Below are 9,500 nucleotides of genomic sequence, written 5' to 3' on the forward strand. Positions count from 1 at the left end.
TGTCCTACTGGAAACCTACCTGAAACAGTATTTGTAATATAGCCATATCAGATTACAAATTTATGATAATATCAATATATTGTACCCAATTGTTAAAATAAGGCCAATAAACCAAGTGATCTTGCTAATCATTTAGTAAGGCAGTTCAAACCAAAATAATGTTCCCTTTCCTTCGATGGAACGAAAACCAATCTTTCCCTGATGACTTTCTACAATATTTTTGCAAATCACCAAACCAAGACCTGTACCTGGTGATTTTTTACTATCGGATGCATCCGCTTGTGAGAATTTCTCAAACAATCTGGGTTGAAAGTCCTCAGGGATCCCTTGGCCATGATCTTCAACTTCTACACAAATCCGATCGTGCCCGACGATTAACCGGAGCTCAACCAGCCCTTCTGTACTGGAGAATTTAATTGCATTCGATAATAAGTTATCAAGAACCTGTCGTAACCGCAGTTCATCGGCCAAAATAATCACAGAGGTTTCTGGCAACTTTATGGTCACACTGACCCGATATTGATTGGCAAATTGACGAATATCGTCCTTGGCACTGAGCAATAATTGCTTCATATCTAAATGACTTAGCTGCAAGCTGAACTTACCAGCTTCAAATTTTTGCACATCCAGTAAGTCATTAATGAGCTGTGATAAACGCTCGCTGTTGTGGAGTGCAGTACTGACCATGTCGCGATAAGCATCGGAGTCAGGAGGCATCACCTTGCTATTAATTAACCCCAAAGCACCGCGAATAGACGTTAATGGCGTACGAAGCTCATGACTGACCGTAGAAATGAATTCATCTTTCAGTTGATTCAACTGCTCTAAACGGGCATTACTTTTCGACAGCTCTTGCATGCTGTGTTCCAGCTGTTTACTGCGAAGCGATAGAGCTGATGAGCTTTGTTCAAGGGCTTGTGTACGTTCGGCCACTTTGCTTTCTAACAACAATTGAGCCTTAGCTTTTTCTCTTACTGATTGCTGCAACAATTGATTGACTTGCCGAACGTACTGCAGTCGGTACAAATGGATGGCAAATAAGATCAAGAGAAAGAAGATCACCGTAATAATTTGCAGCCAGTTATTTTGCCACCAGCGAGGCAATACTTGAATAGGCAATGACTCAATCAGTTCTGAAGTCACACCATGATTGTTGCGTGCAACCAACTGAAACTCATAATCCCCGGGTGGAAGTTTTGCGTAGAAAGCATAAATACGTGAGCCAGCGTCAATCCACTCCTCATCAAAGCCAATCAAACGATACTGATAGCTGTTGCGAGCAGTATCTTGAAAATCCATCGCAGAAAATTGAATTTCCAGGCTGGCTTCATCGGGGTTCAACTGCAATAACGGTGGTTCATCCGCATAAAATAGCGGCTTACTACTACCATGATTGATACGAAAACCTGTAATTTTCGGTGCCGGTATGTGCTGATTGATCCAAATCAACGAGGGATCGATCACGGTAATACCATTTAAAGTTCCCACATAGATCATTCCGTTATCCGCTCTACTCACCGCTCCTACATTCATTTCAGTCGCTGTGAGACCATCATGACGGGAAAAGCTAAGCACGTGCTGATAATCAGGAGATAGCAGGTTTAACCCTTCAGCACTTAGCAACCAGGTGCGTCCCTGTTCAAACAGAGCTCCCAGTAAGTGATTGCTGGTCAATCCATCCTCTGTGGTAATCAATTGCGTCTGATCACGAGCCTGGTTCCATCGCAATAGCCCACGATTGGTACAAATAATTAACTCCCCATGCTGATTTGTCTCGATACATTGAATGTTGTTGGATGGCAGTTGCGCCAAATTGGCGGTAGTTCTTTGCTGCAGCAAACCTTGCTCTTTATCGAATTGAAACAAACCACTGTATCGAGTGCCTGCCCAAATCGTTTGATCTGGCATCAACTTTAATGACTGCACCGCATCACCAATAAGCTCTTGGTTCAATTCGGATAAAAAATGATGTGACTGCGAGGTCTGCCAATTGTACTGCAGCACACCTTGCCCCCATAAGCCGAACCATATCTGGTCATTACCCATCACCAACATGTCACGAACAATGGGCCGCGTATTTTGCAATGATGCAAACGGAGCTGGTTCATGGACGATGTTGTTCACGGCTTCATCGTAGCGAAATAAGCCCGCATCGGTGGCAATAAACACATAGCCTTCAGCCCCAGTCACGATTTTATTGACCCGTGCAAAGGTTTCATAACTTTGAATAGAGCCGCTTTTATGTTCTAACCGATACAATCGTTCAGAGGTTCCAAACCAGAGAAAGTCGGGATCCGAGGCATCAACACTAGTGACGGATAAGCCAAATTGTTCAGAGATGGGATTTTCCATCAATGCTTCAATGCCAGAGAAAGCATTTTTACCATAGCGGGAATAAAACAAGCCGTTATTGCGAGTTCCCATCCACAGCAGCCCAGTCCGATCAATCAAAATCGAACGAACATTTAAACTGGAAATTAAAGCATTGTGCTGGCGAAAACTGCTGTAATCATTTAGCTGAGGATCGAATCGAAGTAAACCTTCATAGCTGCCAAGTAATAACTGGCCATCAGGAGCTAACTGGATACGGTTAATGATTGGCGATACATCCGTACTGCCTTCGCCCGGTACTGGAAAACCAGTGATCTGCCATCGTTCAGTGTCTATAGCTAACAAACCTTGCCGAGAGCCGATCCAAAGGCGCTCATCATAAAACAGTAAAGCACGGACCTCGTTTTGTCGGGAGACGGCAGATCTTTCAGGATGCAGCTTTCGACCAGAGTCTATCCCTTTGTCTTGCGTCCAGCGATGGATCCCCTGGCTGGTTCCTATCCAGACACTCCCATCATCAGCTGTGGCCAAACTCCAAATGCGCTGATGCAGCAAAGGAGTGTCCTCATCGATATGGCCTATTTGTTCAATGCGATCATCGGGTGTAATTCGAAACAACCCTGTGGTAGTGCCAACCCAGACATAGCCTTGCTGATCAGCCATTAAAGCCTGAACCTGATAACCCTCAGTTAGAAAATGCGTGCGTCCAATTCGATCAGCATCTAACCGTGCGACGCCATACCCCCAGGTTCCCACCCACAAACGCTGCTGTTGATCCAACAACAACTGACCAGCATCGGCTTGACTCAGCTGCTCATGTGTAGCTTCGTGTTGCAGTGGTACATTAATAAAATGATAGCCATCGTAACGCAGTAGTCCGGAGTCGGTAGTCGCCAACCAAATATAGCCTTGTTGATCCTGAACCAGATCGTAGATCGTACTGTTCGGTAAGCCATCATCAATGCCAATACGATGCAATTGCGGTCGAGCCTCGATGGTGATCGCAAGGCTGAGCAAACTGAGTATAAGGATAAGTACTACTCCTGGCACATAACGCAAGGCAACCTCAAACTACTGTATTGATGAACATCCAATTTATAACTGCTTCCGGGAAGAGTCAAAGTATTCATGTTCGGATTGAGAAAACGGTCATTTACAGCAAGGATCGGTAATTTAGCCTCTGAAAGCTTCCGCTTTGACTTGCCTTTCCGTAGAATCGACCCAAGATCGTGATGAACACACACTATGGAGTACTCTGATGTCAGAGATCAAACACAACCAATTAATGATTCTGGGCTCTGGCCCTGCCGGCTATACTGCCGCCGTCTACGCAGCCAGGGCTAACCTAAAGCCAGTGTTAATTACTGGCATGCAACAAGGTGGTCAACTGACCACCACCACAGAGGTTGAGAACTGGCCGGGTGATGCGCATGATCTGACGGGCCCGGCACTGATGGATCGCATGAAAGAGCATGCCGAAGCTTTTGATACCGAAATTATCTTTGATCATATCCATACCGTTAATCTGGAACAGCGTCCGTTTACCATGCAAGGTGATAATGGAACCTACAGCTGCGATGCCCTGATTATTTGTACCGGTGCATCAGCAAAATATTTAGGGCTGGAGTCTGAACAGGCCTACAGTGGTCGCGGTGTATCGGCTTGCGCAACCTGCGATGGCTTTTTCTATCGCAATCAAAAAGTCGTGGTCGTTGGTGGCGGAAATACAGCGGTAGAAGAAGCACTGTACTTATCCAATATTGCTGCTGAAGTACATGTAGTTCATCGCCGTGATACCTTTCGCTCAGAAAAGATTCTGATCGATCGCTTAATGAAGAAAGTTGAAAGTGGCAACATTATTTTACATCTGCACCGTGAACTTGATGAAGTCATCGGAGATGAAATGGGTGTAACCGGCGTACGCTTAAAGTCCAGTATCGGTGAAGCTCCCGAACAGCTTGATGTTCAGGGTGTGTTTATTGCCATTGGTCATCAACCCAATACCGATATTTTCAAAGGCCAGCTTGAAATGCATAACGGTTATCTGAAAGTTCAGTCGGGTACCGAAGGCAACGCTACTCAAACCAGTGTAGAAGGTGTGTTTGCTGCAGGTGATGTGATGGACCATATCTATCGTCAAGCCATTACTTCGGCTGGTAGCGGCTGTATGGCGGCTCTGGATGCTGAGCGCTATCTGGATGCACTGAGCAACTAAGCGCTAAGGCTGATGCCCATCTATTTACCAGAGCTGACGCAGCAACTAAATTTTCCTCCGGTGGAGCAAGCGCTGCGTCAACCTGATGGTTTATTGGCGCTAGGGGGCGATCTAAAACCAGAGCGACTGCTACTGGCCTATCAGCAGGGTATTTTTCCCTGGTTCAGCGAGGGCGACCCACTACTGTGGTGGAGCCCTTCAGTACGGGCTTTGTTTGCCCCTCATCAATTGCAGCTCAATCGAACACTGCGCAAACAATGCCGAAAAGCTCAGTATCGTTTTAGTATCAATACTGCCTTTGAACAGGTCATTTCGCAATGCGCTGCCCCAAGAGCCCGCCAGGCTGATACGTGGATCTTACCACCGATGCGACAAGCCTACCGGCAACTCCATCAGCAGGGATATGCGCATAGTGTGGAACTATGGCAACAAGATCAATTAGTTGGTGGCTTGTATGGTTTGATGATTGGCAGACTATTTTGTGGTGAGTCCATGTTTAACCGCCAACCAAATACAGCTCGCTTAGCATTAATTGCTCTGCAACAGCACTTGCAATGCCATCAAGCAGGCTGGATAGATTGCCAAATGCCGAATGATTTTTTGGATCAGCTTGGTGTCTGTCACTTTCCCCGCACACAATATTTAGCTTTATTGCAAGAATTAGCATCGCAGCCATGTTCAGACCAAACCTGGCTGCCACAGAACATTAAGCTATCGGGCTATGAATGAACTCCGCTTTGGTTTAACAGCCGCCGAACCTTGCGCTTACTTACCGGAGCAAAACGAACAGGTCATTTTCTTATTACCCGAACAACCACTGCATCACTCGCTGTATCAACAGCTTTTACAGCATAATTTTCGTCGTTCTGGTGATGACGTGTATCGACCGCACTGCTCAGGTTGTCAGCAATGCCAATCGGTTCGACTGCCCGTTCACACCTTTACCCCTTCCCGGCGGCAACGACGTATTTTGGCAAAAGCAAATCGACAAGGCTTTCGTGTTCAATGGCAGCCTGCACGATCTGCCTCTGATTATTTTGCGCTGTATCAAGACTATATCGATTTTAAACATCAAGAAGGCAGTATGTATCCGGCCTCGATAGCGCAACTAGAATCTTTGCTCACTTGCAACTGGATGCCGGTCTGGACATTAGAGCTGTATGATCAACAACAATTAGTCGCTGTTTCTGTGGTTGATAAGCTGGACAATTCATTATCTGCCGTCTATACCTTTTATCACCCTAAATGGCAGCAGTTTTCGCCAGGCTTACTTGCTATTCTACTACTGATTGAGCAAGCAAAATGCTTACAAAGCGATTTCCTCTATTTAGGTTATTATATTGCCGATTGTGAAAAAATGGCTTACAAAGGCGAATTCAGGCCTCAACAACGTTTTATTGACGGAAAATGGCATTCAATTCGGTAAATATAGCCTTCTGACTTTACAAGTCTGGTGCTTTTCGGCACAATCTGCGCTGATTTTTGTTTTCATTATTTTAGAGGCGAGTACGCTGAATGGCGAAAGAAGATGTAATTGAAATGCAAGGCACCATTTTAGACACCTTGCCAAACACAATGTTTAAAGTTGAGCTGGAAAATGGCCACGTTGTCATTGCTCATATCTCCGGCAAAATGCGTAAGCATTACATTCGGATCTTAACTGGTGACAAAGTCACGGTTGAGCTAACCCCTTACGATTTAAGCAAAGGCCGTATCGTTTTCCGTCAGCGATAAGCCTGACGCTGGGACGCTGGTTAGCTGAAAAAAACCAGCCAAAACACACGACCATAAAAAACCCGCGAGTGCGGGTTTTTTGCTAGATTTCATTTCAGCGATGTTTAGGCTGGCTCTGGCTCTTCCTGAAAGACGAAGCTCAATTTATCATCAACCAGCTCCACTCTGACATCTCCACCTTGCAATAACCGACCAAACAAAATTTCGTTAGCTAATGGTTTTTTAAGATGCTCTTGGATCAACCGGGCCATGGGCCGGGCGCCCATAGCTTGATCATAGCCTTTTTCAGCCAACCAGGCCCGAGCCTCACGGCTAAGCTCCATTGAGACCTGCTTCTTATCCAGTTGCACCTGTAAATCACAGATAAATTTATCCACCACTTGCACGATGATCTCACTGGTTAGGTGCTCGAACCAGATTATGCTATCCAAACGGTTTCTAAACTCAGGGCTAAAGGTACGATTAATTTCACTCATGGCATCATGGCTATGATCTTGCTGCTTAAAGCCAATCGATTTACGGATCGTTTCCTGCACCCCTGCATTGGTGGTCATCACCAGTACAATATTACGGAAATCAATTTTACGGCCGTTGTTGTCGGTCAAGGTGCCGTGATCCATCACTTGCAACAAGATGTTGTAAATATCACTATGCGCCTTTTCGATTTCATCCAGCAGCACTACTGCATACGGGTTTTTTGACACCGCATCGGTCAGTAAACCGCCCTGTTCAAAACCAACATAGCCTGGTGGTGCACCGATCAAACGACTAATCGCATGGCGCTCAACATACTCCGACATATCAAATCGTAGTAGCTCAACCCCCATCACAGTAGCCAATTGTTTGGTCACTTCCGTTTTACCCACCCCTGTCGGCCCAGCAAATAAGAAACTACCAATAGGCTTTTCTTCGTTGGCTAAACCTGAGCGTGATAAACGGATAGCAGCGGTTAATGCATCGATAGCCGCATTTTGGCCAAACACAACCAGTTTTAAATTGCGATCCAGATTGCTCAGCACATCACGATCAGAAGCCGATACCGACTTTTCCGGGATCCGCGCCATCTTCGCAATCACATGCTCAATATCCGGCACATTAATCACTTTCTTGCGTCGTGACACTGGCAACAAGCGCTGACTAGCACCCGCTTCATCAATCACATCGATCGCTTTATCCGGCAAATGCCGTTCATTAATGTATTTTGCCGATAACTCAGCTGCAGCACGTAGTGCTTTTTGAGTGTAACGAACACTGTGATGTTGCTCGTAGCGCTCTTTTAAGCCTTGCAGTATACGGGTAGTATCCTCAACGCTGGGCTCAACGACATCGATTTTCTGGAAACGACGTACCAGGGCAGTATCTTTTTCAAAGATATTCCTAAACTCTTGATAAGTCGTCGAACCAATACAGCGCAACCGACCACTGGACAGCAGCGGCTTAATTAAATTAGAGGCATCCATCACACCACCAGATGCCGCACCAGCACCAATAACGGTATGGATCTCATCAATAAACAGAATACCGTTTTCCTCTTTTTCCAACTCTTTCAGCAGTGATTTCAGCCGCTTTTCGAAGTCACCACGGTATTTGGTACCAGCCAGTAAGGCCCCCATATCCAAAGAGTAAATAGTGGCATCTTCAATCACTGCCGGTACTTGCTTGTTAACGATACGAAATGCCAGACCCTCAGCAATGGCGGTTTTACCTACCCCAGCCTCACCCACCAGCAAGGGATTGTTTTTCTTACGGCGGCACAGCACCTGAATGGCGCGCTCCAACTCTGCATCGCGACCAATTAAAGGGTCAATCTGTCCTTGTTTTGCTAAAGTATTTAAATTGGCGGTAAAGCTATCCAGCGAACGAGTTTCCTCGGCTGGAGCTTCTGACAAGTCATCCTGAATCGCATCATCATGCTGTTCCAGTTTCTCCGTTTTGATAACTCCATGTGAAATAAAATTCACCACATCTAACCGACTGATATCCACTTTTTTCAGCAAGTACACTGCTTGCGATTCTTGCTCACTGAAAATAGCCACCAACACGTTCGCACCGGTAACTTCGGTTTTGCCGGATGATTGCACATGAAACACAGCACGTTGCAACACGCGCTGAAAGCCTAATGTTGGCTGAGTATCACGTTCAGCTTCATCTTCGGGTAACAAAGGCGTAGTAGAATCAATAAAAGTAGCTAGTTCAAGACGAAGCTTCTCAATGTTAGCGCCACATGATTTAAGTGCATCACCAGCAGCAGGGTTATCCAACAGGGCCAGCAATAAATGCTCGACCGTCATGTACTCATGACGACGCTCTCTGGCAAAGCGAAATGCCAGGTTAAGCGTTAACTCAAGATCTTTGTTCAACATAAATGTACTCCTGACTGCATCTGAGTTATGTTCATCGGCTGCTTATCATTAAGTTAAGCTCGTTCCATCGTACAAAGCAATGGATGTTCGTGTGATTTTGCATATTCTGTTACCTGCAACACCTTGGTCTCGGCAATTTCGGCGGTAAAAACACCACAAGTTGCACTCCCCTTATGGTGAACTTGCAACATGATTTCACTTGCTTGTTCATACTGCATATTAAAAAAACGGATCAGCACATCAATAACAAAATCCATTGGCGTGTAATCATCGTTGTGCAGGATCACCCGATACATGGCTGGTGGTTCTACCTTTTGCCGGGTTAATTCCTCGAGCCCCTCGTGCTCTATACCTAGTTCTTTAAACCAACTCATAAACTATAGCTATGCCTCAGTCATCCTTCAAAGGAGTTCTCATTAATTATTAGTAAAAAATCGGAGATTTAATTGCAAAAAACTTGACTGTCTGAGCAAATTATCTACATTAAGTACTAGGGTAACGCATTTACCCTTAAATTATTATACCTGCACTCAGAATTTAGCTCACTTAAAGAAGGATGTAAGTAGTATGGCTACCGGTAAAGTAAAATGGTTCAATAATGCCAAAGGGTTTGGATTTATCCGGGAAGACGGCAGAGACGAAGACATTTTCGCACACTATTCCACCATTACAATGGATGGCTACCGTACTTTGAAAGCTGGACAAGACGTTCAGTTTGATCTGGCAGAAGGTCCAAAAGGACTGCATGCGGTCAATATCGTGTTGCCAGGCGAAGAGCAAGCCGACACCTAAGGTACCTTTGCTCCACTGGATAGACTTGATAGCGCAAAACAAAGCAGGCACTGTAAAGTGCCTGC

The 9,500-nt window shown here is 45.5% G+C and carries 8 protein-coding genes; 5 read left to right on the forward strand and 3 right to left on the reverse strand.

The annotated features are described in order from the left end of the window. Positions 1-132 precede the first annotated feature (132 nt). Positions 133-3,381 carry a sensor histidine kinase gene (locus tag Q3O60_RS04150; protein ID WP_305892656.1) on the reverse strand — a complete coding sequence of 1,083 codons (3,249 nt, stop codon included), beginning with the start codon at positions 3,379-3,381 and terminating at the stop codon, positions 133-135. 208 nt (positions 3,382-3,589) lie between these two features. Here Q3O60_RS04150 and trxB point away from each other — a divergent pair, with 208 nt between their 5' ends. The 4 genes from trxB to infA all read left to right on the forward strand — a co-directional run bounded on the left by trxB (position 3,590) and on the right by infA (position 6,280). Then, positions 3,590-4,546, forward strand: a complete 957-nt coding sequence (gene trxB, locus Q3O60_RS04155) for a thioredoxin-disulfide reductase (RefSeq protein WP_305892638.1) — start codon at positions 3,590-3,592, stop codon at positions 4,544-4,546. Positions 4,547-4,558: 12 nt separating this feature from the next. Then, positions 4,559-5,275, forward strand: coding sequence for a leucyl/phenylalanyl-tRNA--protein transferase (gene aat / locus Q3O60_RS04160; protein WP_305892639.1), 717 nt, complete (start codon positions 4,559-4,561; stop codon positions 5,273-5,275). Next, positions 5,268-5,972 carry an arginyltransferase gene (locus Q3O60_RS04165; RefSeq protein ID WP_305892640.1) on the forward strand — a complete coding sequence of 235 codons (705 nt, stop codon included), beginning with the start codon at positions 5,268-5,270 and terminating at the stop codon, positions 5,970-5,972. Before aat ends, Q3O60_RS04165 begins: the two co-directional genes overlap by 8 nt. 89 nt (positions 5,973-6,061) lie before the next feature. Continuing rightward, on the forward strand, positions 6,062-6,280 hold the full coding sequence (gene infA, locus Q3O60_RS04170; protein ID WP_091341339.1) for a translation initiation factor IF-1: 219 nt from the start codon (positions 6,062-6,064) through the stop codon (positions 6,278-6,280). A 104-nt stretch (positions 6,281-6,384) separates the two neighbouring features. On the opposite strand, the gene clpA is transcribed toward infA, so the two are convergent. Both clpA and clpS read right to left on the reverse strand, forming a co-directional pair. Further along, positions 6,385-8,643, reverse strand: a complete 2,259-nt coding sequence (gene clpA / locus Q3O60_RS04175) for an ATP-dependent Clp protease ATP-binding subunit ClpA (protein ID WP_305892641.1) — start codon at positions 8,641-8,643, stop codon at positions 6,385-6,387. 53 nt (positions 8,644-8,696) lie between these two features. Continuing rightward, positions 8,697-9,017 (reverse strand): ATP-dependent Clp protease adapter ClpS, encoded by a 321-nt coding sequence (gene clpS, locus Q3O60_RS04180; RefSeq protein WP_305892642.1) that lies wholly within the window; start codon positions 9,015-9,017, stop codon positions 8,697-8,699. 193 nt (positions 9,018-9,210) lie between these two features. Between clpS and cspD the strand changes: the two genes are divergently transcribed. Continuing rightward, positions 9,211-9,435, forward strand: a complete 225-nt coding sequence (gene cspD / locus Q3O60_RS04185) for a cold shock domain-containing protein CspD (protein WP_305892643.1) — start codon at positions 9,211-9,213, stop codon at positions 9,433-9,435. Positions 9,436-9,500: the final 65 nt, after the last annotated feature.

Source organism: Alkalimonas collagenimarina (assembly GCF_030717845.1).
GTDB lineage: Bacteria > Pseudomonadota > Gammaproteobacteria > Enterobacterales > Alteromonadaceae > Alkalimonas > Alkalimonas collagenimarina.